Annotated in this window: 19 protein-coding genes and 1 tRNA gene; 11 read left to right on the top strand and 9 right to left on the bottom strand. The window is 54.2% G+C overall.

From position 1 onward, the window contains the following. Positions 1 to 74: 74 nt before the first annotated feature. The 4 genes from QZ170_RS00175 (at position 75) to mnmE (ending at position 5,839) form a co-directional block, all read left to right on the top strand. Complete coding sequence (locus QZ170_RS00175; RefSeq protein ID WP_297175791.1) at positions 75 to 1,553, top strand: acylhydrolase; 1,479 nt, start codon at positions 75 to 77, stop codon at positions 1,551 to 1,553. Further along, entirely contained in the window at positions 1,537 to 2,748 is a 1,212-nt protein-coding gene (locus QZ170_RS00170; protein WP_297175790.1) for a GDSL-type esterase/lipase family protein, read from the top strand. The genes QZ170_RS00175 and QZ170_RS00170 overlap by 17 nt, the downstream gene beginning before the upstream one ends. A 124-nt stretch (positions 2,749 to 2,872) precedes the next feature. Beyond that, complete coding sequence (locus QZ170_RS00165; protein ID WP_297175789.1) at positions 2,873 to 4,396, top strand: MBOAT family O-acyltransferase; 1,524 nt, start codon at positions 2,873 to 2,875, stop codon at positions 4,394 to 4,396. A 30-nt stretch (positions 4,397 to 4,426) separates the two neighbouring features. Then, entirely contained in the window at positions 4,427 to 5,839 is a 1,413-nt protein-coding gene (gene mnmE / locus QZ170_RS00160) for a tRNA uridine-5-carboxymethylaminomethyl(34) synthesis GTPase MnmE (protein WP_297175857.1), read from the top strand. A gap of 214 nt (positions 5,840 to 6,053) precedes the next feature. On the opposite strand, the gene QZ170_RS09105 is transcribed toward mnmE, so the two are convergent. Continuing rightward, on the bottom strand, positions 6,054 to 7,028 hold the full coding sequence (locus QZ170_RS09105; protein WP_365299554.1) for a hypothetical protein: 975 nt from the start codon (positions 7,026 to 7,028) through the stop codon (positions 6,054 to 6,056). Between the two features lie 944 nt (positions 7,029 to 7,972). Between QZ170_RS09105 and QZ170_RS00150 the strand changes: the two genes are divergently transcribed. After that, the gene (locus QZ170_RS00150) at positions 7,973 to 9,301 is read left to right on the top strand and encodes a DUF2130 domain-containing protein (RefSeq protein WP_297175788.1); all 1,329 of its coding nucleotides are present in this window, start codon (positions 7,973 to 7,975) and stop codon (positions 9,299 to 9,301) included. A 187-nt stretch (positions 9,302 to 9,488) separates the two neighbouring features. Here QZ170_RS00150 and QZ170_RS00145 read toward each other — a convergent pair whose 3' ends face one another. After that, positions 9,489 to 10,229: an SIMPL domain-containing protein gene (locus QZ170_RS00145; RefSeq protein WP_297175787.1), complete on the bottom strand. Its 741-nt coding sequence runs from the start codon at positions 10,227 to 10,229 to the stop codon at positions 9,489 to 9,491. Between the two features lie 128 nt (positions 10,230 to 10,357). On the opposite strand from QZ170_RS00145, the gene QZ170_RS00140 reads away from it, so the two are divergent. Genes QZ170_RS00140 through tyrS form a run of 6 tightly spaced genes read left to right on the top strand, consistent with a single transcriptional unit; the run spans position 10,358 to position 14,546 of the window. Further along, the gene (locus QZ170_RS00140; protein WP_297175786.1) at positions 10,358 to 11,056 is read left to right on the top strand and encodes a DUF4271 domain-containing protein; all 699 of its coding nucleotides are present in this window, start codon (positions 10,358 to 10,360) and stop codon (positions 11,054 to 11,056) included. Further along, the gene (locus QZ170_RS00135; RefSeq protein ID WP_297175785.1) at positions 11,053 to 11,802 is read left to right on the top strand and encodes a uroporphyrinogen-III synthase; all 750 of its coding nucleotides are present in this window, start codon (positions 11,053 to 11,055) and stop codon (positions 11,800 to 11,802) included. Before QZ170_RS00140 ends, QZ170_RS00135 begins: the two co-directional genes overlap by 4 nt. Positions 11,803 to 11,811: 9 nt before the next feature. Further along, entirely contained in the window at positions 11,812 to 12,243 is a 432-nt protein-coding gene (gene rnpA / locus QZ170_RS00130; RefSeq protein ID WP_297175784.1) for a ribonuclease P protein component, read from the top strand. A gap of 17 nt (positions 12,244 to 12,260) precedes the next feature. After that, positions 12,261 to 12,482: a membrane protein insertion efficiency factor YidD gene (gene yidD / locus QZ170_RS00125; RefSeq protein ID WP_297175855.1), complete on the top strand. Its 222-nt coding sequence runs from the start codon at positions 12,261 to 12,263 to the stop codon at positions 12,480 to 12,482. Positions 12,483 to 12,507: 25 nt separating this feature from the next. Continuing rightward, the gene (locus tag QZ170_RS00120; RefSeq protein WP_297175783.1) at positions 12,508 to 13,197 is read left to right on the top strand and encodes a TatD family hydrolase; all 690 of its coding nucleotides are present in this window, start codon (positions 12,508 to 12,510) and stop codon (positions 13,195 to 13,197) included. Positions 13,198 to 13,250: 53 nt separating this feature from the next. Further along, entirely contained in the window at positions 13,251 to 14,546 is a 1,296-nt protein-coding gene (tyrS, locus tag QZ170_RS00115) for a tyrosine--tRNA ligase (protein WP_297175782.1), read from the top strand. A gap of 98 nt (positions 14,547 to 14,644) precedes the next feature. Here the strand turns inward: tyrS and QZ170_RS00110 are convergent, their stop codons facing one another. The 7 genes from QZ170_RS00110 to QZ170_RS00080 form a co-directional block, all read right to left on the bottom strand. Next, positions 14,645 to 15,379 carry a glycosyltransferase family 2 protein gene (locus QZ170_RS00110; protein ID WP_297175781.1) on the bottom strand — a complete coding sequence of 245 codons (735 nt, stop codon included), beginning with the start codon at positions 15,377 to 15,379 and terminating at the stop codon, positions 14,645 to 14,647. A 4-nt stretch (positions 15,380 to 15,383) separates the two neighbouring features. Continuing rightward, positions 15,384 to 16,715 (bottom strand): glycosyltransferase, encoded by a 1,332-nt coding sequence (locus QZ170_RS00105; RefSeq protein ID WP_297175780.1) that lies wholly within the window; start codon positions 16,713 to 16,715, stop codon positions 15,384 to 15,386. Positions 16,716 to 16,741: 26 nt separating this feature from the next. Then, entirely contained in the window at positions 16,742 to 18,262 is a 1,521-nt protein-coding gene (locus QZ170_RS00100; protein WP_297175779.1) for a polysaccharide biosynthesis C-terminal domain-containing protein, read from the bottom strand. 9 nt (positions 18,263 to 18,271) lie between these two features. Continuing rightward, on the bottom strand, positions 18,272 to 19,390 hold the full coding sequence (aroC, locus tag QZ170_RS00095) for a chorismate synthase (protein ID WP_297175778.1): 1,119 nt from the start codon (positions 19,388 to 19,390) through the stop codon (positions 18,272 to 18,274). Between the two features lie 74 nt (positions 19,391 to 19,464). Continuing rightward, positions 19,465 to 20,043 (bottom strand): peptidylprolyl isomerase, encoded by a 579-nt coding sequence (locus QZ170_RS00090; protein WP_297175777.1) that lies wholly within the window; start codon positions 20,041 to 20,043, stop codon positions 19,465 to 19,467. Positions 20,044 to 20,067: 24 nt separating this feature from the next. Beyond that, a tRNA-Arg gene (locus QZ170_RS00085) sits at positions 20,068 to 20,141 on the bottom strand. A gap of 120 nt (positions 20,142 to 20,261) precedes the next feature. Then, positions 20,262 to 22,568 (bottom strand): hypothetical protein, encoded by a 2,307-nt coding sequence (locus QZ170_RS00080; RefSeq protein WP_297175776.1) that lies wholly within the window; start codon positions 22,566 to 22,568, stop codon positions 20,262 to 20,264. Positions 22,569 to 22,839: the final 271 nt, after the last annotated feature.

Genomic DNA, 22,839 nt, shown 5'->3' with positions numbered 1-22,839 from the left:
GATATTAGCTATAGAGCTCACACGACACAGCGTGTGGAGCTATGACGATAAAGAAAGACTAGTGCATCCCCTTCATGAAGAAGAAAAAAAAGAATAAGCCCACAGATAAGGAGCCTCAGGAAAGAGCCCCCAAGGACTACCTCCTCCGCGCCTGGCTCCTCTTCCTAGTCGTAGCCCTAGGGCTAGGAGCGCTCTACTTCCTGCCCGAGAAGGTAGATCGGTGGGAGCTTACCAAGGTGGATCTCCTATCCGATCTTCGCTACCAAGCCCCTGACACAATCAACAATGCAAAGGGTGCAGAGAAGCTCAGCGAACATGCACGCAAGGACAATGCACGCGTGCGGCGTCGGGAGCAGATCTACGAGCAGATCAAGGCAGAGGCCGTCGCCTCATCATCCTCTAACACGACGCAGCCTCAGGAGCATACTAAGGCTGTCTCGTCTGAGGACAATACGATCATCGATATGACGCCTGAGCATGACGGCCTACGGCACTTCTTCGCTCAGCTCCGTAGGCGGAGTTCCTTGGGTCGTCCCGTACGTATAGCTGTACTCGGAGACTCCTTCATCGAAGGGGATATATTCAGCGGCAGCCTCAGGAGCATGCTACAGGCTCGCTATGGAGGCTCTGGGGTCGGCTGGATGCCTCTATCCTCAGAGACAGCAGGCTTCCGCCGTACGATACGTCACGAGTTCAAGGGGTGGAAGGAGTACAAGCAGCTCCACAAGAAGGGAGACTATCCCCTCACGGGCTACTACTTCACCGGTCAGGTCGGGGACTGGGTACGCTATACGGTCGCCAAGGGAGATCGTCCCTTCGAGATCGCCACGATCTACTATCGTGCCAGCCAGCCCGTCTCCCTCTCTGTATCGACCAACGACGGGGAGGCTCGCACCATAGAGCTCCCTGCGACAGAGCGTGAGGGGCTAGAGGCCTATCGTCTGGCGGAGGGACATATCAGCACCCTCAAGTTTAGCCTCGTCTCGGGAGCCTCGGGCTTCACCTGCTACGGGGTATCGCTGGATGCTTCCTCAGGTATTGCTGTAGATAACTTCTCGACACGAGGCAACTCTGGGCTCCCCCTCGCCTCGGTCAATGACGCACTGAACTCAAGCTTCTGCGCGGCGCATCCCTACGACCTGATTATCCTACAATATGGGCTGAACATCATCTCTCCCAAGCAGCTCGACTACTCCCACTATACGATGAAGATGGGCAATGCTATCCGCCACCTCAAGGCGACTACAGGGCGTGCCGAGTACCTCATCCTCGGGGTATCCGACCGAGGGAAGAAGTCTGAGGGCAAGGTCGTCACCATGCCTGCTGCAGTGAAGCTAGAGGAAGCCCAGATACACCTAGCCTCGGAGCTCGGTCTGACCTTCTGGAGTACTCGTGCTGCAGTCGTCCGTCTAGGCGGGATAGGTAAGCTAGCAGAGCGAGGCTGGGCAGCTAAGGACTATACGCACCTCGCACACCGAGGGGGCGCAGAGCTCGCTAGCCAGTTCCTCGAAGCCTTCCTCCTCGAAGAAAAGTATTATGATGCTATTAGGTAAGCTCGGGCTAGATCTCATCATCCTCTCAGCCTCCCTCGTAGGGAGCTACTCGATGGTCCCCCGACCTATCCCCAACTGGTATGCCCCACAGGGATACCTAGCTCCCCTGAAGGTGAAGCTGAGCCTCTCGAAGCAGTCTCAGACCCCTATCTCCATCGTACAGATCGGGGATAGTCATATCCAGGCAGGACATATCACTGCCCCTATCCGCCGTACCCTGCAGAGGGCATACGGCAATGCTGGCCGAGGCTGGATCGGGTGGTATCGTCTCTACGGCTCCAATGCCCCCGGAGACTACAGGATCACCAGTACGGGGCTGGGGTGGCAACGACAGACCCTACTCAAGGATGACGGGTCTATCCCTATGGGGGTCGGGGGCTATGCCTTGAGGACAAAGCGAGGAGGTGCCTTTTCACTATCCATATCCTCCCCCCTCAATCCCTTTTCTCGGATGTATCTCCTGCGCTCAGCCTCCTCCAATGCGCTCTCGAGCTTCCCTCCGGGGCAGCTTCGTCGAGGCATATTCTCCGTAGGAGCCTATGTAGTGGATACGCTCTCCTGGACCTCCCCGCATGCCGAGGTCACACTCACCCCTCAGCAGGGGGATGGGGATGAGGCCGTCTATGCGGGATGTGTCCTACTTTCTGGCAAGGGGGGAGTCCTCGTACACGACATCGGTATCAACGGGACTACCTATCGGCACTATGCCCGAGAGGACTACATCGAGCAGCTAGCTCTACTAGAACCCGAGCTACTGATCATCTCCCTCGGGACGAACGACTCGTATAGCTACTCCTTCTCGATGAATAGCTTCCGCGAGAGCCTTGATCGAACGATCCATCTCGTGCAGGAGGCACTTCCCCGTACCAAGATCCTACTGACGACTCCCCCACCGAGCTACTTCAGGCAGGCTCATGGAGGTCAGCATGGGCGCCATCGTCAGTCGAAGGCGAGTACGGTGAGCTATACCTTCAACGACAATGCCCGTCGTGTGGCAGCCGAGATCATGCGCTACGCAGAGGCCAATGGGCTCGCAGCCTTTGACCTCTACAGCGCCATGGGAGGCGAGATCGGGGTAGAGCAATGGATCCAGGATGGACTCATTGCCAACGACCGCGTACACTATAGCGTGAGGGGGTACGAGCGTCAGGGACAGCTGATCGCAGAGGCTCTACAAGCCGCCCTAGGGGCATAATCAACAGTAATCCGCCCCCTCGGAGAGCGAGAAGCTAGAGAGGGGACCAAGACGAAACAAAGCTATCATCTGAGAAGAATATATAGCATAGGGCTAAGTGTCCTTAGCCGATAAAGTAAAGCGAATGAACTACCTAGATACAATAGACTGGGGGCGACTGCCAGAGGTACTCTCCTTCGACCGGGATAGCCCGATGATCTTCTCCTCGGGCCTATTCCTCTTCTGTGCCCTACTCTTCCTACCGACCTACCTCCTACTGAGGAATAGGACGGCGCTACGGATCCTCTTCGTAGCTGCCTTTTCCCTCTTCTTCTACTACGAGAGTAGTGGATGGTATGTGGTCATCCTCCTATTCTCGGCCACGATGGACTATCTGATCGGACGAGCTATGGGGGGGAGTGACAATCCTCGTGTCCGTCGGGGGCTGATGACACTAAGTATCCTAGTCAATCTGGGTCTACTCTCCTACTTCAAGTACTTCTACTTCCTGCTTGATCTCTCCCAGATGGCGCTGGCAGCCCTGGGGCTATCAGCACCACTAGATGTACCGCTGGAGGCTAGAGACTACTTCATACCGGCAGGGATCTCCTTCTACACCTTCCAGACGCTAAGCTACACGGTAGACATCTATCGGGGTGAGATACGCCCACTGAGGAAGTGGATCGACTACCTCTTTTACCTCTCCTTCTTCCCTCAGCTCGTCGCTGGACCTATCGTTCGAGCCAAGGACTTCATACCACAGATCCATCGTAGACCACAGCTACTGAGGGCTGAGTACGGGGAGGCACTAGCCCTCATCATCTCGGGGCTGATCAAGAAGGCTATCATCGGGGACTTCATCGGGGCTAACCTCGTAGACCAAGTCTTTGCCGAGCCCTCTCGCTTCACGGGGATCGAGAACCTCTTCGCTACCTATGGCTATGCGATGCAGATTTACTGCGACTTCTCGGGCTACTCGGATATGGCTATTGGTATTGCCCTACTGCTTGGCTTCCGCTTCAATATCAACTTTGACTCACCCTACCAGTCTGGGAGCATATCGGAGTTCTGGCGACGCTGGCACATCTCGCTCTCCTCTTGGCTCCGAGACTATCTCTACATCCCACTAGGCGGGAACCGAAAGGGGCGCATACGCACCTATATCAACCTCTTCCTCACGATGCTCCTCGGGGGGCTATGGCACGGAGCGGCTCTACGCTTCGTCCTATGGGGGGCTATCCATGGCGTAGCTCTTGCGCTACACAAGTTCTATCTATCCGTCACCGCTCGGCTCGGCATACGGAGAGCCAAGCCACTATGGATACAGCGGTTCCTAGGGCAAGTGATCACCTTCCATCTCGTGTGCTTTGCATGGATATTCTTCCGTGCCGACTCGATGGAGACGGCGACGACGGTCATCAATCAGATCATAGGGCACTTCACTCCCGAGGTCTTCATGCAGTTCGTGGAGGGCTATCGTGGGGTACTGATCATCATGGCTATCGGCTACCTACTTCACTTCACCTCGCATCGCCAGGAGCAGTGGTTTAGGTCTTGGATCACCAATCGGAACTTCGTCATACAGGCTGCCGTCTTTATCCTCGTGATCTTCGCTATGCTGCAGATACGTAGTGCCGATGCTCAGCCGTTCATCTACTTCAACTTCTAGCCTACCCTCCCCTATATGCAGCATACACTCATCAGCAGCGATACGATATGCGCCGTAGCCACCCCCCCAGGCTCTGGAGGGGTAGCCCTCATCCGCATCTCAGGGTCAGAGGCTATCGGTATCGTGGATCAGATCTTCACCTGCTCGGAGCTACGTAGCCTAGAGCGTGCCAAGGCTCGTACAGCCTATCTAGGCAAGATCGTCCACGAAGGAAAGCTCCTCGACGAAGTCCTCGTCACCTGCTTCCCTGCCCCACGCTCCTACACAGGTGAGGATGTTGTAGAGATCTCCTGCCACGGATCTGAATATATCCAGCAGGCCTTGCTCGAGGCTCTCACCGACAACGGCTGTCGTATAGCTGCCCCAGGAGAGTATACCCGACGAGCCTACCTCAATGGCAAGATGGACCTTAGCCGTGCGGAGGCTGTCGCCGACCTCATCGCCTCGGAGAGTGCCGCCCAGCACCGTATGGCGCTCTCTCAGATGCGAGGGGGATACAGCAGGGAGTTCACGGCACTACGTGATCGGCTCATCCAGCTCACCTCCCTAATGGAGCTAGAGCTGGACTTTAGTGAGGAGGATGTGACCTTTGCAGACCGATCTCAGCTGCTAGAGCTCCTAGAAGAACTTGCACAGAAGATAAGCAGACTTACTGAGAGCTTCCGTCTAGGGAATGCCATCAAGCGAGGCATCCCCGTGGCAATCATTGGGGCAACCAACGCAGGCAAGAGCACCCTACTAAATGCCCTACTCGGCGAAGAGCGTGCGATCGTTAGCGACCTCGAGGGTACGACACGTGACACCATCGAGGAGGTACTCAATGTTGAGGGCATTACCTTCCGCTTCATAGATACTGCAGGGCTACGTACTACAACCGATGCTATCGAGGCACTTGGTATCGAGCGTAGCTACGACAAAATGGCCTCCGCCACTATCGTCCTACTCATGCTGGACGGCACAAGGCTAGAGGACAAAGCCTACCTCTCCTCCGTACAGGATCTTATGCCCCGTCTCGCCGAAGTCTCCTACCTCGTACTACTGAATAAGGCAGACCTCCTCGAGCCAAGTCGTATCACGGAGCTTCTCTCCCCCACCTCGCCCCTACGTCAGCTCTTCCCAGAGGGCACTCCCCTGCTAAGCCTATCAGCAAAGGAGGGTCTCGGGATCGATGAGCTCCGCAAGGCTCTTGTCTCCACCCTGGGCTTACCCCACCTCAGCCCCTCTGACCTCGTCGTCAGCAACGCTCGCCACTATGCCCTCCTCACCAAGGCGCAGAGTGCACTAGAGCAAGTACACAGAGCCCTTACCGAAGGCTTGCCAACCGACCTCATCACCCCCGACCTACGCATCGCAGTCACGGCCATCGGCGAAGTGACCGGCCAAGAGATCACGAGCGACACTGTCCTCCACAACATCTTTGCCCACTTCTGCATCGGAAAGTAGCTGCTGACCACAAGTAAAGCCTAAGTAGTACTCAAAAAGGAAAGGCGCTCGTTATGAGCGCCTTTCCTTTTATCTATCTACACATTGGGCTTCATCCGAAGGTTTTTGTTCTCCTATTCTTGTACTTCATTTGCACCTCACTCTTCTTATCAACAGTCAAGTGCCTCGAAAGGAAGAGCCTAGATTGTCTATCCAACGATTCTATGAATATAAGCTAGTCGAGATAAGTTGGCGGACGAAGAAAATTACTCAGATAGGCAAACTCACATTTATAGCGTTCCAAGCGTTCGTAGTCCCGAGGAGAAGGGGATACTAGTCGAGAAAGATCCATGTTATGAGTCAAATCATGTAGTTTGACAGCCGTTGCTAATGGACTAGCCACTATACCTTGTATATAAGACTCTCGATTAGCTGCACAATGGTGGTCTAGAAGCCTTAGTGCTCGCTCTATTTCATTTCTATCTCGCCTAGGTAACGAAGCCCCTGCAAGCTCTTCCAAAAGGGACAGTACGAAGTCCGGCGTAGATTGGGTATCCTCAGTACTATCATGCAGATAACCAACTACCCGTTCACGCCAGTCCCTTCCCTGAGCAGCAACAGCAGAGAGATGACCTTCGTAATAAGGCACACCAGCCTTATCTACTTGTCCCAGATGCAGACGCTTGGCAACTAGAGAAGCACATTCCACCCAAACATGTGCAGCAGGTGTTCCAGTAAATGGCTGTGGAGATACCGGAGGCAAAGGAAAATGTTCGCCATCTCCTCCAATGGTATCGATATATCCACTACATATACTCGCTATCCGATCATCAGAGTAGGGATTTGGATAAATGCCTCTGCATGCAAGCTCTACTACTCGTCTAAACCACTGTACATAATCTGAATCCACCGCCTTAGCCCTGAGTAGATCTGGGTGCTCTGCAAACTCTTCTAGGAACTCATCAGCAAGAGAATCCGCAGATAGCCCACAGCAATCAGAGCCAACAGAGGAATACCAAATAGCCTCTCCCTCCAATTCGTAGCCGTTTTCACTCATTGCATCTCGATGCGCTAGATGAACTCTATAAGCCATCCCATTAGGTGATAGATAACCAAAGAAACGCATGCGTTCGTAGCCACGTCTATGTAGTTCTTCTAACAGTAGGATAACATCTCTAGCCCCTAGAGTACAGTTGGTAAATCGCTTCATAGAATCTTACTTGTATTCTTCGTTGTCGCCAAATATACAGCATTCCTAAGGAACTATCTCAGTCAACATGGACACCCTTTGCTCAGATCCTAGATAATCAGAGAGAGATAGGCTTGTTTGAAGACTTGATGGGGATAACTTATAGGTCTCAGGGGGGCGTGGGTGGGAGTGACATGCTCCAGCTCCTCCCCGAAGAGTTCCTTGTAAAGTCCCCTACGGCTGTCCTATGCGCTTGGACATAATCTAGAGTTATGCTTCGAGATACTTGCACAGAAGACGATGAGCAGAAGGAGCGGTAAGAGCTAGCATTTATTCTTATCACTACGGCGATTATCGATCGGGCTGAGATTACTGATGAGGCTAGATAGGAAGTTCCATAACATGAGAGCGAGAGTGGATGAAACAAAGCTAAGCAAGTCTACCTAGCTATGGGCAACATCATGCACCAGCCCTGCCATCTCTCAAGAGCTCTCCTCGGGCTAACATATGAGAAATCACCAGAGGCCAAGAGCAAAGGGGGCGAGGAGCACTTTCTAGGGAAGGTAGGATCTACACTATTGGTGTATATCTACTTGTGTATATCTACCGTGCAACACCTGCTATCTAGGAGAGAAGAGTATACACGTGTGTACACTACTGTATACCCACGTGTACACAACAGTATACACGCGTGTACACTACTCCGCTCTAGGTATATCCTCGGTAGAGCTCTCTCGTAGGTGTATGTCCCGAGACTAACGGCTAAGCAATCAGAAGATTAGGCCTAGGGCTCTCCCCTAACCGCGAAATCCCCCTCCGTAAGCACCCAAGAGTAGCGGATGCTCAAGGAGTCTATACACTGGTTCCATGACAAGGATGAGCCTGTACTAGGGGATACAGAGGAAAGAGCTAACTTTGCACGAAAGAGTATACCATTCAAATCATCTCCATATCACCCCTCTCATATGAAGGAACTGAAATGCCCCAAATGTAATAGTGTCTTCACGGTAGACGAGGCTGGCTACGCAGCGATCCTGAGCCAAGTACGGAGCGCAGAGTTCGACCGAGAGCTCAAGCGTAGAGTACAAGAGCTACAGGAGCTACAGCAGGCTGCCCAAGAGGTAGCCATCCGACAAGAAGAGACCAAGTGGAAACTAGAGCTAGGCAAGCAGGCGAGCCGAGCCAGCGACCTAGAGCGAGAGAAGCAAGCTATACAGGCTGAGAAAGACCTAGAGATAGCTAGGCTCCAGGCAAGACTACAGAGCTACGAAGAGAGCAAGCAAGCCGAGCTAGAGCTTGCTCTCGCAAAGAAGGATAACGAGATCGCCACCCTCCAGGCCTCGATCGCCCAGAAGGAGAAGGAGACCAAAATCGCAGTACTCCAGGAGCGACAGACAGCTCAGCAGGCTCTCAGCGAAAAGGAAAGTGAGCTACAGAGACTACATACGGCTCATGACCTAGAGCTAAAGAAAGCTAACGAGCTCATCGACTACTACAAGGACATGAAGCTTCGCCTATCGACCAAGATGGTCGGCGAGACCCTAGAGGCACACTGTGCCAACCTCTTTAGCCAGATGCTCCGCCCCGTGATGCCGGGGGCTTACTTCGAGAAGGATAATGATGCTTCGGGTGGGGCCAAGGGGGACTTCATCTTCAGGGACAGCGTAGATGGAGTCGAGTACCTCTCTATCATGTTTGAGATGAAGAACGAGATGGATACGACGGCCACCAAGCATCGCAACGAGGACTTCCTCAAGAAGCTCGACAGCGACCGCCGAAGCAAGGGGTGCGAGTACGCTGTCCTCGTATCTCTCCTAGAGCCAGAGAATGAGCTATATAATGCGGGGATCGTCGATATGTCGCACCGCTATGAGAAGATGTACGTGATCCGCCCCCAGTTCTTTATCCCCCTGATCACCCTACTCGTGCAGACCTCTAGGAAGAGTCTAGAGTATAGGAGAGAGCTAGAGACCGCGCGCCGGCAGTCGGTCGATGTAACTAACTTCGAGAACCAGCTTCGGGAATTCCAAGACAAATTCGGTCGCAACTATCGCTTAGCCAGCGAGCGCTTCCAGACGGCAATAGATGAGATAGACAAGTCTATCCAGCACCTACAGAAGATCAAGGAAGCCCTCATCGGGAGTGAAAACAACCTCCGCCTAGCCAATGACAAGGCCGAGTCACTGACCATCCGTAAGCTGACGAGAAACAATCCCACGATGAAGGAGAAGTTTGACGAGGCTCGTCGTCTCGGTAGACAGCCTGCAGAGGAAGAGACGACAGAGACAGAGTAGGACCATCGACATAACTTGATAGGAGAGCCCCATCAAGGAGAGGCGAGGTATCCGACACTCTTTCACTCCCCTCCCTTGGTCTATAGCCCTCCGTGTAACTGACACAAAAGAACCATCCCCCACAGACTCCCGTCGGGATCTGTGGGGGATGGTGTGAAGATGTAGCTAGGTGAAGGGGGGCGGAGGATCAGTTGAGAGCAAAGGTAGAGGTGACAGTAATCGTTGCGGTCTTCAACTTGGAGGTGGTATTGAATGAGCCTCCCCAACTGTAATCCTCATCACTATTCTGCCCAACGATCTGGAAGACTCCCATGCTGGAGTGTTGGAGCTTGCCTAGGCTAGATGCTCCCCCTTCGGCTATGACCTTAGCACGGTTGCGAGCATCTTCACTAGCATCCTTGAGCATCTGTATCTTGAGGTCATTGAGCTTGGTGTAATAGTAGCGGGGATCCTCTGACCGGATCTCTATCCCCTGAGTGATGAGTTCAGAGATCTGACGAGAGACAGCCTCTGTAGCATCGACGTCCTTGGAGGTGATAGTCACGGTCTGGGTGAGTAGATAGCCATTGAAGCGGTAATAAACGTGGCGATCATCCTCGACACGTTCCTCTTCGCGCGAGATGCTCACACTGCTGTAACTGATCGCATCGGCAGGTACATTCTTGCGCTTGAGGAAGGCGCTCACGGCTTCACGCTGCTTGGTTAGCTCGCTGTAGGCATCGGACAGGTTGTATGCTCGGACAGAGAGGGAGGCAGACCACACCATGAGGTCGGACTCGAAGTTGCGCTCAGCCATACCGGTCACACTGACGTTCTTCTTGGTCTGTGAGCGGAAGCCCTTTAGCCCACTCGCCAGGAAGGCGACGGAGGCGAGGAAGATTAGGGAGACGAATGCGATCGTCCCATAGAGGAGATTCTTGTTATTCATCCTTGTAGTCTTTAAGTTGTTGGGTAAGTTATGTGGGTGAGTAGTTGCAAATATACAACTTATTTAGCGTGATTATACAGAAGGGTGTATCTTTGTGGGCGAATAGAGTCCCACGATAGAATGAGTCTATGGATTTCAGACTGACAGAGCAGTTTACAAATATCAGCTATCTCATCATCCTCGTTATCGGTCTGCTGACGCTCCTCGTGCGTGGGCTAGCCCCGGGCTTCAGTTCACTGATCTGGCTAAGCATCAAGTATCGCCATACGGGGACTATCCGCTCTCAGGTGGCACGAGTCATCCCTGTATGGCTCTACCAGTTCCTCATCTATCTACTGGAGAGCCTCGGCGGGGGCTTTATCTTCTATCGTATCCTCGTCCTCATGGGGCGTCTACCGATCACGGGCTACGAGACGACACTCCTATGGATCGGGCTCTTCGCGCTAGCGATCTTCGTGATCCTACTCTTTCATGCTCAGGTCTTTCGGTTCTGGAGGTACATCCTCTTCTCTGAGGGGCAGGGGACGCTCCTCGGCCGAGACTATTTCTTCTTGGACTGGATACGGGCACGCCTGATCCTCCTATTGGCCTTGGCTACACTCCTGCCGATACCCGCTCTATCCCTCGGGCTCATCTTCCTAGGGACGATCATCCTCGTACAGATAGTGACGGTGTGGGGTGTCACTCGTCGCCTCAAGGGGGAGACGGGAGGGTACTTGCTTCTTTTTTTGTACCTTTGCGCCCACGAAGTCGTTCCATTCCTCTACATTATAGGGGGTGGAATCTATTTGACTAGGAGTGATCTCCTACCGAGTTTGTTTCAATGAGTATCAAGAAGATCCTAATCTCACAGCCTCAGCCTGAGTCAGGGAAGTCCCCTTACTTCGATATAGCAGCTCGCTATGATGCAACCGCTACCTTCCGAGCCTTCATCGAAGTAGAATCTGTTACCCCCCGAGAGTTTCGCAATCAGAAGGTGAATATCCTAGATCATACTGCGATCGTCTTCACCTCCCGTAAGGCCATGGAGCATTTCTTCCAGCTGAGTGAAGAGCTTCGCGTGACGATGCCAGATGATATGAAGTACTTCTGCATCAACGAGCAGGTGGCCAACTATCTCCAGAAGTTCATCGTCTACCGCAAGCGCAAGGTCTTCTACCCCGAGCCAGGGGGACAAGCTGAGCTTGTTAGCCTCATGGCCAAGCACAGCAAGGAAGTCTACTTCCTCCCCATGGCAGAGGATCACAAGATGGATCTACTAGAGCAGCTGGAGGCTAAGAAGCTCCAGTACGGACATGCTGTGATGTACCGTACAGTCAGCGCAGAGTTCACCGAAGCAGAGAAGAAGGAGAAGTATGATATGATCATCTTCTTCAGCCCAGCAGGAGTGACTTCCCTCCTACACAATCATCCTGACTTTACGCAGGGCAAGCTCCTCATCGCAGCCTTTGGTCCTGCGACCTGCCGGGCTGTCGAGCAGGCTGGACTTCGTCTAGACCTAGCAGCCCCCTCCCCTACGGCGCCCTCTATGGCCATGGCACTAGAGAAGTACCTGGAACAAAAGAACAAATAGGCGAGCCCCGTGTGTAGCACGCCTCACCCCCAACGCTATACGCTGAAGAAGAAGGAGCGTCTACATCTCAAGCGAGATGTAGACGCTCTCTTTGCCTCGAGCCGGAGCTTCATCGCCTACCCTCTACGTGTCCTCGTCCACTATCGTCCCCTAGAGGAGGAAGAGCAGGCGGGTGTCGCTATCCTCGTCGTGGTGGCAAAGAAGTACCACAAGCGTGCTAACAAGCGCAACCGCATCAAGCGACTCATCCGTGAGACCTACCGCCTGAACAAGCATGCCCTACAGACCTTAGCCACCGAACGAGGACTACGCATACACCTCGGTCTCCTATCCGTGGCCAAGGGGCTCCCTGACTACAGCGAGGTAGAGCGAGGTATGCTCAAGGCTCTTGCAAAAGCCTCGGCGATCGTCCTAGGCCAAGAGGCGGAAGAGCGACCATGAAGACTCTATTACATGGGCTGAGGAAGCTCGTCATCTGGCTACTCCTACTCCCCATCTACTTCTACAAGGGGGCTATCTCTCCCCTCACTCCTCCTTCCTGCCGCTTCACCCCCTCCTGCTCCACCTACGCGATCGAGGCGATACGGCGACATGGGCCTCTACGGGGGCTCTATCTGGCTATACGTCGTATACTCCGCTGTCACCCATGGGGTGGGAGCGGCTACGACCCCGTCCCCTGAGCAACCACATCTACGCGAGATATAGATGCCCACCAATCCACCTCCTCCTAAGGTAGACCTACACACCCACATCCATCCCCCTCAGCCTATGCCGGGAGTGATTAGCATCCAGAGTCTGAGTCTATCAACGGGTATATCCTTCCCCGAGGAACAAGGTCTATACTACAGCCTAGGACTACACCCCTGGGAGCTCCCCAGCCTCGGGGATGATGCCCTAGAGATGCTAGAGTACCATCTGGATAGAGAGCCTCGTATCATCGCCCTCGGCGAAGCAGGATTAGATAGGCGGTGCGACACAGACTTTGCCCTACAGGTTCACCTCTTCGAGGAGCAGATCAAGATAAGCGAGCGGAGGCAGCTCCCACTGATCATCCACCTCGTGGGAGCACAGGATGAGCTTCTACGCCTGCATAAGAAGTACAGCCCACGGAGCCCCTGGGTAATACATGGTTTCCGAGGCAAGCCCAGCAGTGCCCGCCCACTGCTAGACAAGGGACTCTATCTGAGCTTCGGGGAGCACTACCAAGGGGAGAGTCTGACCCTAGCGAACCACTTCGGGCGAGCCTTCCTAGAGACGGATGATCAGGCGACGCTGCCGATCGGTAGTGTCTACGAGCTGGCCAGTAGCGTACTCGGGATCGAGGAAGAAGAGCTCACCCAAAGTCTTTGGATCCGGGCACAACGACTATTCTCAGGGCGTATCTGCTGGCAATAATACGTATCTTTGCAGTGCAAGGAATAGACAATCAATAGCTTCAGAAGAATAATATGACCAACTTTATTGAAGAGCTCCGCTGGCGTGGGATGATCCATGATATGATCCCAGGGACAGAGGAGCAGCTACTCAAGGAGCGCACCTCTGCCTACCTCGGTATCGACCCCACCGCAGACTCGCTACACATCGGTCACCTGGTGGGTGTGATGATGCTACGGCATCTACAGCGTGCGGGACATCGTCCATTAGCACTAATCGGAGGGGCAACGGGCATGATCGGTGACCCCTCAATGAAGTCTGCAGAGCGCAATCTCCTAGATGAGGAAACCCTACGTCACAACCAAGAGTGTATCAAGCGACAGCTGGCTAAGTTCCTCGACTTCGATAGTGGTGCTCCTAACGCTGCCGTCCTCGTCAATAACTATGATTGGATGAAGGACTACTCGTTCCTAGCCTTCATCAGAGACATCGGCAAGCACATCACGGTGAACTATATGATGGCTAAGGACTCGGTGAAGAAGCGCCTCAATGGCGAGAACTCTGCTGGGATGTCCTTCACTGAGTTCAGCTACCAGCTCCTGCAGGGCTACGATTATCTATACCTCTACCGCAACTATGGCTGCCGCCTACAGATGGGGGGCTCAGACCAATGGGGCAACATCACCACGGGTACAGAGCTCATCCGTCGCAAGGAGGGTGGTGAAGCCTATGCCCTCGTCTGTCCTCTCATCACAAAGGCTGACGGAGGTAAGTTTGGCAAGACCGAGTCAGGCAATGTATGGCTAGACCCTGCCCGCACGAGCCCCTATGCCTTCTACCAGTTCTGGCTCAATGTGAACGATGCCGATGCCGCCCGCTACATCAAGATATTCACCACTCTGGGACAAGAGGAGATCGCCCAGCTGGAGCAGGAGCAAGCTGCAGCACCACATCTCCGCCCCCTACAGAAGCGCCTAGCAGAGGAGCTCACCACGCTCGTACATAGCCGAGCTGACTACGAAGCCGCCGTATCTGCCTCCTCGATCTTATTCGGGCAGGGGACCAAGGAGCAGCTACAGGCCCTCGACGAAGGTACGCTCCTCTCTGTATTCGAGGGCGTGCCTCAGTTCGAGGTCTCCCGTGATACCCTGAGCTCTGGAGTCAAGATCGCTGACCTCCTCACGGAGCAGGCAGCCGTACTCCCCTCCAAGGGAGAGCTTCGCAAGCTCATCGCAGCGGGCGGACTTAGCCTCAACAAGGAAAAGGTCACCTCTCCCGAAGACCTCGTAGGTACAGAGCACCTCATCGCAGGACGTTTCCTACTCGTCCAGCGAGGGAAGAAGAATTACTACCTACTGATCGTGAACTAGAGCGACACCCGTACAATCATATAGACAGAGGGGGCGTCCTCCCTATCCCATGGGATAGAGAGGACGCCCCCTCCTTATTGGATCGAGACACCTAAGTTCTACCTCCTACGTACAAAGAGGAAGCGTAGATGCTGTCGGAGCGTACGCCAGAGTCCGTAGTGCTCACTCATGATCTCGAAGCGCTCTATGAGTGATGCCCGGTGATTGGCCGTCGTCGTCCCGACATTGAGGTACAGAGCTATAGGGCGGTCTATGAAGAAGCAACACCGAGCCTCCCGGAGCACACGGATACACCAGTCCACATCCGAGGAGAAGCGATAGCGGAGGTTGTAATACGGTGCTAGGGTACGCCGCACGATGAAGGCCTGATGACAGACCAGCATCCCCTCCTCGAAGCTACGCCAAGTGAGCTCATGTGGAGGCCGAAGTCTCCGTAGCCCTAAGTCTCGCCCCTCAGCATCAATGAGGCGTGTATCACCATAAATGACATCGGGTTCTCGTCCATCGGCAAAGGCCTCTGAGACGAGCTCCTCGACAGTCGTGGGTAAGGGAAGGGCATCCCCCGCATTTATATACCAGACATAGTCACCTGTAGCATGCTTGAGCCCTTTGTTCATCGCATCATAGATCCCCTGATCTCGCTCACTGAAGACTCGTGCTCGGGGAGCGAGCCTGGATACGAGCTCTAGGGTCGCATCTCTCGAGGCTCCATCTATGACTAGATACTCTAGGTCTATATAGGTCTGCGCCTGGATACTCTCTAGTGTACGAGAGATCGTAGACTGCGCATTATAGCAGATCGTGATGATCGTTATCGTAGGACGCTGGTTCATTCGATTATGATTTAGGTATGGAAAGGGAAAGGGCGTATTCGTAGAGGGAGAGGAGCTGCACGGCTATAGCATCTGCAGCGAAGCCCTGCACGCTCTGTCGGCAGATACTCGGGGTAAAGCCTCCCGCCTCTCGTGCTCGGAGTAGCTGAGCCAGTCTCTGAGCATAGAGGTGCGTATCGAAGGGGGGGATGAGGAAGCCGTTCTCCCCATCATGTATTATATCCTCTGGCCCCCCACAAGCAAAGCTAATCGCAGGAGTCCCCATCGCCAGCCCCTCTACGAGGGTCTGTCCCTGGGTCTCATAGACACTCGTGGAGAGCACCACCGAGGAGAGGCGATAGAGCATAGCCAAGTCCCGTCGGTCTCTAATAGAGCCTAGTGTCCGAGTAGAGATAGGATAATCGGCAAAGGCTGTCGGCTCCTTGATCGTACCGACTAGCAGGAGGCACAGCTCCTCAGCGAGCTCTGGAGCGTCTGCCCTCAGATGGGTACAGATCTCACGGAGTAGACGGCCACCCTTGACCTCATCATCCAGGCGAGCTGCCACGAGGAGCAGGTAGCGAGTGCGGGGGGAGTGCCATTCATAGGTCACCTCCTCCTTTACTCGGTCTGGAGAGAAGAGCTCGAGGTCGATGGGATTGGGTAGGACGATTGGGGCTGGGCGTCCTCTCATCAGTGGACTACGCGAGAAGAGCCTGGCCTCAGCTCGGCTAACAGCGATATAGTGGAACATCTCCCCACTCAGGAAACCCTTCGTACGTTGCACCTGTCGAGAGAGATCTTCCTGTACCGTACTCCTCAGCAGAGGGCAGAAGCCACAGCCCTGCTCGTAGTGCGGGCAAAGGGTCGCTCCTGAGTCCTGACTAAACTCTAAGGGTAGGTGACAGATACCCGTAGCCATCCAGAGATCGTGCAGTGTGACGAAGATCGGCTTACCTAGAGTGGAGAGTCGCTCTAGCGAAGAGAGAGAGAGAAACCCCTGATTGATCCAGTGGAGGTGTAGGACATCTGCCCACTTCACCCACGGATGCTTAGAGACATCGAAGCCGTAGTGAGCCGTAGAGACACGAAAGAGGTCATGCCGTGAGCGTCCATTCCTCAGGTAGATCTCCAGACGCTCGGAGAGGAAATAATACCGTCCCTTTAGCTTCCTCAGCGGAGTAGACGCTACCGTACCGACCTGAGATAGGTCAGATCCTCGATGAAGAACCAAGAGCCTCACCTCTACGTAGCATAGCCCAGCGAAGGCCTCCACGAGTCTACGACAAGCCTCGGCTGCTCCACCTCCTAGGTCAGAGGTCGAGAGTAAGAGTATCCGAAGGGGACGATCTTGCATCCTAGAGGAAAGTCTTATGCTGAGGTCTACTTCTTAAATCGGGCTGGGAGCCTTCCCTCCAGCATCCCCATAAGCTCTGGGGTGATACGCATCAGGAGCAGAAGGACAAGGAGAACCACCCCTACGACAGCGGAGCGAAGGAAGAGGTCTATCCAGACCGAGGAAACCCTAGGGAGTAGGCTATCTGCTCCCCAGGCGAGCAGTGTCAGTGGTACGAGTAGAAGCATACGCCTAGAGAAGGGATGTACCCGCATCTTCACACTCAGCAGGAGCTGCTGTAGTCCATAGCTCACGACATTGGTCAGGAGCATAGCGATAGCAGCCCCCATAGTGCCGAGAGCTGGGATGAGGAAGATCGTCGAGAGGAAGGACATCACGAGTACACAGCAGGTGTAGTAGATATTCCAGTGGTAGTATCGGGATGTACTGACCACCGTATGGCTACACGTCAGGGTCAGCTCCACGAGCTTAGCTAGACCGAGGTAGAAGAAGACCCACTTGCCCTGCTCGAACTGCTCGCCATTGGGCATAATACCGAAGATATTGTCGATATTTACCCAGATCATAATGAAGATCAGTAGGCCTGCTAGGAGCTGATAGAAGGCAACCAGCTTGTAGATATCGCCCACACGCTGCTGGTCTTGTTCCTTGGCTGCATCAGCGATCTTAGGGCTAGCGATACTCAGTATGGCACGCATCGGGATCTCGATGATCGATACCATATAGAAGGCCATCGTGTAGACACCTGCCGAGGATAGTCCCCCTCGGTCAAGGAAGGCAACCATGAATAGATCCATTCGCCCCGCCAAGGTAATCCCCACAGAGGTCAAGGTATACAGAGCGGTATAGCGATAGAAGCCACGACGCATCTCTAGGCTGACGTAGCTGGGATTATGCCTTAGACTAAGGGGGGTAATCCGCCCCAGATAGACCCCACTAACGAGCATACAGACCCCAAAGCTCCCAATGAAGCCCCATACCATCGTGGGGAAGTCTATGTACCCAAAGGCATAGAGGAGATACACTGCTAGCTGGAGTAGACGCAGGAGCACCTCCTTGATCCCCTTGGGTACTGCGACCTTAAGGAGCTGGTAGGTATAGAGCTCAAAGATCGTCCATCCCATCGTGAAGAGCGTCAGAGGGATGATCGCATAGTAGAAGTCCGAGAGTAGAGGGCTATTCTTGCTATACAGAGCGGTCAGTGGGTCACGTGCTAGCACATAGAGGAGTACCATCGTCAGCGCTCCTATCCCTCCGACGACCAAGACATAGTATAGGAAGCCGTGATTAGGCCCATCTTCAGCACGATAGGGATTGCTCGGGCTGTCCTTGAAGAAGGGGAAGTATCGACTAATCGAATAGGTCATCCCCAGCATCCCTAGCCCCGAGAGCTGAGTCGCCAGCTCGGGTAGGAGACGTGTCAGACCGATCTCCTCAGGTGTGAGAAACTTTGCGAGAATGAAGAAGGTGGTCAGGAAGCCTATCCCGACCCCTATATAGGTAACGATCGTCCCTAGTATGCTTTCCTTAGCCGCAGGGCTTGCCATGGATATATATTATGGTCTGAGGGAGACGGAGCTCTCTCTATAGGTTAGATACTCCAGATAGAGGTCCATGAGTGAGAGGGCTGTCATAGCCTCCACTACGGGCTGTGCACGCAGGACGACACAGGGATCATGCCGTCCCTCTATGCTCACGGTCGTAGCTGATCCATCGGTCTTGACGGTCTGCTGAGACTTCCGAATGGAGGGTGTAGGCTTGAAGGCCACACGATAGGTCAAGTCCTCACCGGTAGTAATGCCTCCGAGCAGTCCGCCCGAGTGATTGGTACACGTGCGGATATGCCCCTCATCGCTGTAGAAGGCATCATTGACCTCAGAGCCTCTCCGCTGTGCTACCCCGAAGCCCTCTCCTAGCTCGAAGCCCCTCACGGCATTGATACTCATCATCGCCGAGGCTAGGCACGAAGAGGCCTTGCCATAGAGTGGCTCACCGAGACCAACGGGCAGTCCGAGGACACGCCCAGAGATCACACCTCCGATACTATCGCCATCAGCTCGTACTTCTTCGATGAGGGCTATCATCTGCCCTGCTAGAGCCTCGTCGGGACAGCAGAGTACATGCTGCCTACTGGAGCGCATCCAGCTGAGATACTGCTCATCTGAGGGATAGCTCCAGCGGTCATCCACGAGTGTGATACCGCCGATAGCGGAGATATAGGTCAGGATCTCTACTCCTCGGGTATGTAGCCACTGACTCGCCAAGGCTCCAGCGACGACACGGACAGCCGTCTCTCGGGCTGAGGCTCTCCCCCCACCCCTCGGGTCACGTATCCCATACTTCATCGCATAGGTATAGTCGGCATGCCCAGGGCGATAGAGGGTGCTCAGAGTCGAATAGTCACGGCTACGGGTATCTTGGTTCTCAATGACGAAGGCTATGGGAGCCCCCGTCGTACGTCCCTCATAGATACCAGATAGGATACGTAGCTCGTCGGGCTCTCGGCGAGGGGAGGTGAGAGCAGAGCGACCTGGGCGACGTCTCTCCAAGGCCTCCTGCACCAGAGCGAGGTCAATAGTCAGCCCCGAGGGAAAACCATCTAGTATCCCCCCTATCGCTATACCATGAGACTCACCGAAGGTCGTCAGCCGGAGTAGGCGCCCAAATGTATTCATCTCTCGATAAACGAGGGCACGGACGTCCATGGTGGGAAACCACCAGACATCCGTGCCCTGATGTTGTGTCTTATTTAGTGACAGCCACAGCAGCCACCACACCCATCGTCACCGTGCTCATGCTCATGATCGTGGTCGTGACCACAGCCGCAACCGCAGCCCTCATGACCACCGAAGAACTGCTCGATCTCCTCTGGGGTAGCATCATGCTCATCCAGCACTTCACCGATGAAGTGAAGCTCTTCTCCAGCTAGGGGGTGATTGAAGTCCATCACTACGACATCCTCCTTGATCTCTAGGACACTGCCACGTACGGTCTGTCCATCAGGAGTATATAGGGGTAGTGTTGCACCCTCTTGTACACTAGAGTCTAGGTCACCATTCTGATCTAGGAAGATCTCACGTGGGAGCTCCTGGACAGCCTCTTCGGTGCGAGGTCCATAGGCCTCTTCGACGCTGAGGGTGAAGTCAAACTTGTCTCCGGCGCTTAGCCCAAAGAGGTGCTTTTCGAACTCTGGGAGCATCATCCCCATACCCTGTATATACTCTAGCGGGCGATCTGGGGTCGTAGCCTCCATGAGGACACGCTCATTCTCATCCCCGACATAGAGCTCGTAGCCACAGGATACGAACTTATTAGGTGAAATAGCCATATATCTATTCGCTTAGTGATTATGTGACCCAGGAGGGACTCAAACCCTCGACCTTCAGAACCGGAATCTGACGCTCTATTCAACTAAGCTACTGAGCCAATGAATTACCCCTAGGGGTAGACATTACGAGTGCAAAGATACAATTTCTGAGCGAAGCCCCAAGAGGGAGGGTCATTCTCTGACCCTTTTCCCTCCTAGGGCTAGCTCAGCGAGTGGGGTTACTTGACCTCGCAGGCTCCTCCTGCACAGGACTGAGCCCCTAGCTCATCAGCATTGGTGTACCTCCGCCCAGAGAAGTCTACAGCCTTCCAGTCTACGGGCTTGTAGGTCTTCTTGAGGAGCTCGAAGAGGTGTAGGTTGTTCACACTCTTCAGTAGGTTCACCGTCCGGTATAGGTCTCCACGATAGTAGTTGTGGGCGAACTTCTCTATACGACGTACGATGTCTCGCTTAGCAGAGAGGTTCTCGACCTTGTCCTGGAGCTTGGAGGTCAGGATCGAGCGTACGTGATCTCTGGTTAGGGAGTCCTCGCCCTCTACGCTGTTCTTCCGTATATATTCGTCTATAGCCTGGTCGGAGACGAAGAGTTGCTCTCCACGACCCTGAGCGGCCTCACAGGCCTTCCATAGGTCTCCGAAGACCTCGATCGTATCCACGACAAGTCCCGAGGCAAACATACAGCCCACTCCGTACTCTCTCAGGATCTCTTCGGGGGTGAAGACACGGCACATAGGAGCCTGTGGCAGATCCATATCTCCGTAGGTGGAGAGGAAGGTAACGCCTGCTATATAGTTCTGGTTCTCCCAGACCCAGTCACGTACGGCATCCCACTGATCGCTGGGGACGTCTACGGTGTTGGAGACATTGTTCTTGACGGGGGACTCCATATCCATCATACCGGGGATGACCCAGCTCTGCTGGACGAGCTTGACGTATTCTAGGAGCTTGACACCACTGAGCTCACTCCGGAGGAGGGTATCCTCGGACTCCTCGATGGGGAAGAAGATCTTCTTATCTGTCGTAGGCTTAAAGATGTTGGGCTGTACCGCCTTGGGGTTAGCCTCTTCGTAGGCCTTGAGGTTAGGCTCCTCGACATTTGCCTCTACACTACGTAGGTAGCGCTTGGCGTAGGCTCCATGGATCCCAGAGGTCATCCCAAGCAGGAGACTCACCGTACCGTCCGGCTTGACACAGGTCGTACGGCTGGCAGGGTTAATCCCCAGGATGCGGGCACACTGGGCATTCTGCTGACGTACCTGTATCGCACCTACGGCTAGGATATCCTTGTTGGTAAGGATCTCGGGGTTGTTCATGATCCCCCCAATGGATACTCCGATGAGGGGGTCTGCCTCGATGATATTTCTTGTTGCTGGGCTCAGGTAGGGGAAATCCATGTAGGTCGCCTGCACAGTAGCCAGAGTAGAGGCACAGCGACAGATCTTGTAGAACTCCTCCTCCGTCGTACACTCCATACCATTGATAGATACCAGGTTGCAGACCTGCCATCCCGTCTTGCCGTCCTTGTCTGTGGGATAGAAACCGATCTCACAGCAGGGGTTGCACCCTACTCCGAACTTGTCGCGCCAGTAGAGCCCAGGATCGCCACTCGTACGCATCGCCTCGAAGAGGTACTCGTATACGGGACGCTCGACCTCTCCGCGATTGAGAGCAGCCGACATATTGAAGCGGGCACGCTGAGGGTTGGTCGTGAACCAGTCGCCATGCTTACAGTTCACCATCTCCTTATCCTCGGGAGAGAAGAGGATCATCAGGGCAGAGCGACGAACGCCCCCAGAGAGCACGGAGTCCGCCAGATAGGCGATGATGTCGGTGCACTGTAGGGCTGTCAGCCTCGTCTGCGCCGCAGCTACAGCCCCCTTGAGTAGGAGACGGATCTTGTCTAGTGATAGACGTAGCCCATCAGGCCCTGGAGCGATGAAGCGTCCTGCGATACGTGCCCCCTTGGGACGTACTTCGGAGTAGTCGAAGACGGGCTTAGTCGTCCCTGGGACAAAGTAGTACTCTAGGAGGCGATGGATGGCATCTGCCCAGCCCTCGATGCTATCGGCCACGACATAGGCCTCGCTCTGCTTGCTCAGCTCTTCGGCCCTCAGGAGATTAGGGAGCTTGTCTACGTGCTCCTGCTCTACGGAGAGTCCGCAGCCACAGCCGCTGAGTAGTAGCCACTCCGTCTCACGGAAGACCTCGAGGCGGTCACAGTGCGAGTAGCTACAGTTGTAGGACTTCGCCGAAGACTTCAGTACAGGCTCTCCCCCAAACTGGAGGTTACGCTGTGAGCCTACGAACTTCTTCTTCTTGTAATAGTCAATAGCCTCGTGGAACTGCGTCATGAACCACTCGTCCTTTAGAGCCTGAGGGGCGAACGATGCTAGGTGCGTCAGATGCATATCCCGGATGCGATCGACACTCTCCTCCCAGCTCTCCTTGCGCCCCAGATCCTCTCTGTAGAGGGAGTACTTACTCTGGTAAATGTACTCTGATAAAGCGCGTTTGCTCTCTGTCATTGTGCTGTAGCTTGAGTTTGATGTTGTGATGAGGGGCTGGGTGCCCCTATATTATTGTATAGGTGAAACCACCTCCCGAGAGAGATTGTTTGCCCCCATCCGACCACTTTCTTCATCTCTACGCCCGATCCTCTCTACAAAACATTCATATACACGAGGATAAAACCCTAACAACTGTAAAGAAATACTTATCCACACCCTCCGAAACCCATTATATCGCTATAGTTCTCTCCCAAGTCTAGCCCCCAGAAGTCCCCGGCTCTCCCCTCTC

It is taken from the genome of uncultured Porphyromonas sp., from assembly GCF_905372525.1.
Taxonomy (GTDB): domain Bacteria; phylum Bacteroidota; class Bacteroidia; order Bacteroidales; family Porphyromonadaceae; genus Porphyromonas.
This window is presented reverse-complemented; position numbering and strand designations above follow the sequence as displayed.

Coding starts and splice junctions, on each gene's coding strand:
- QZ170_RS00175 (WP_297175791.1), top strand. CDS start 75: ATGAAGAAGAAAAAAAAGAATAAGCCCACAGATAAGGAGCCTCAGGAA.
- QZ170_RS00170 (WP_297175790.1), top strand. CDS start 1,537: ATGATGCTATTAGGTAAGCTCGGGCTAGATCTCATCATCCTCTCAGCC.
- QZ170_RS00165 (WP_297175789.1), top strand. CDS start 2,873: ATGAACTACCTAGATACAATAGACTGGGGGCGACTGCCAGAGGTACTC.
- QZ170_RS09105 (WP_365299554.1), bottom strand. CDS start 7,028: ATGAAGCGATTTACCAACTGTACTCTAGGGGCTAGAGATGTTATCCTA.
- QZ170_RS00150 (WP_297175788.1), top strand. CDS start 7,973: ATGAAGGAACTGAAATGCCCCAAATGTAATAGTGTCTTCACGGTAGAC.
- QZ170_RS00145 (WP_297175787.1), bottom strand. CDS start 10,229: ATGAATAACAAGAATCTCCTCTATGGGACGATCGCATTCGTCTCCCTA.
- QZ170_RS00140 (WP_297175786.1), top strand. CDS start 10,358: ATGGATTTCAGACTGACAGAGCAGTTTACAAATATCAGCTATCTCATC.
- QZ170_RS00135 (WP_297175785.1), top strand. CDS start 11,053: ATGAGTATCAAGAAGATCCTAATCTCACAGCCTCAGCCTGAGTCAGGG.
- QZ170_RS00120 (WP_297175783.1), top strand. CDS start 12,508: ATGCCCACCAATCCACCTCCTCCTAAGGTAGACCTACACACCCACATC.
- tyrS (WP_297175782.1), top strand. CDS start 13,251: ATGACCAACTTTATTGAAGAGCTCCGCTGGCGTGGGATGATCCATGAT.
- QZ170_RS00110 (WP_297175781.1), bottom strand. CDS start 15,379: ATGAACCAGCGTCCTACGATAACGATCATCACGATCTGCTATAATGCG.
- QZ170_RS00105 (WP_297175780.1), bottom strand. CDS start 16,715: ATGCAAGATCGTCCCCTTCGGATACTCTTACTCTCGACCTCTGACCTA.
- QZ170_RS00100 (WP_297175779.1), bottom strand. CDS start 18,262: ATGGCAAGCCCTGCGGCTAAGGAAAGCATACTAGGGACGATCGTTACC.
- aroC (WP_297175778.1), bottom strand. CDS start 19,390: ATGAATACATTTGGGCGCCTACTCCGGCTGACGACCTTCGGTGAGTCT.
- QZ170_RS00090 (WP_297175777.1), bottom strand. CDS start 20,043: ATGGCTATTTCACCTAATAAGTTCGTATCCTGTGGCTACGAGCTCTAT.
- QZ170_RS00080 (WP_297175776.1), bottom strand. CDS start 22,568: ATGACAGAGAGCAAACGCGCTTTATCAGAGTACATTTACCAGAGTAAG.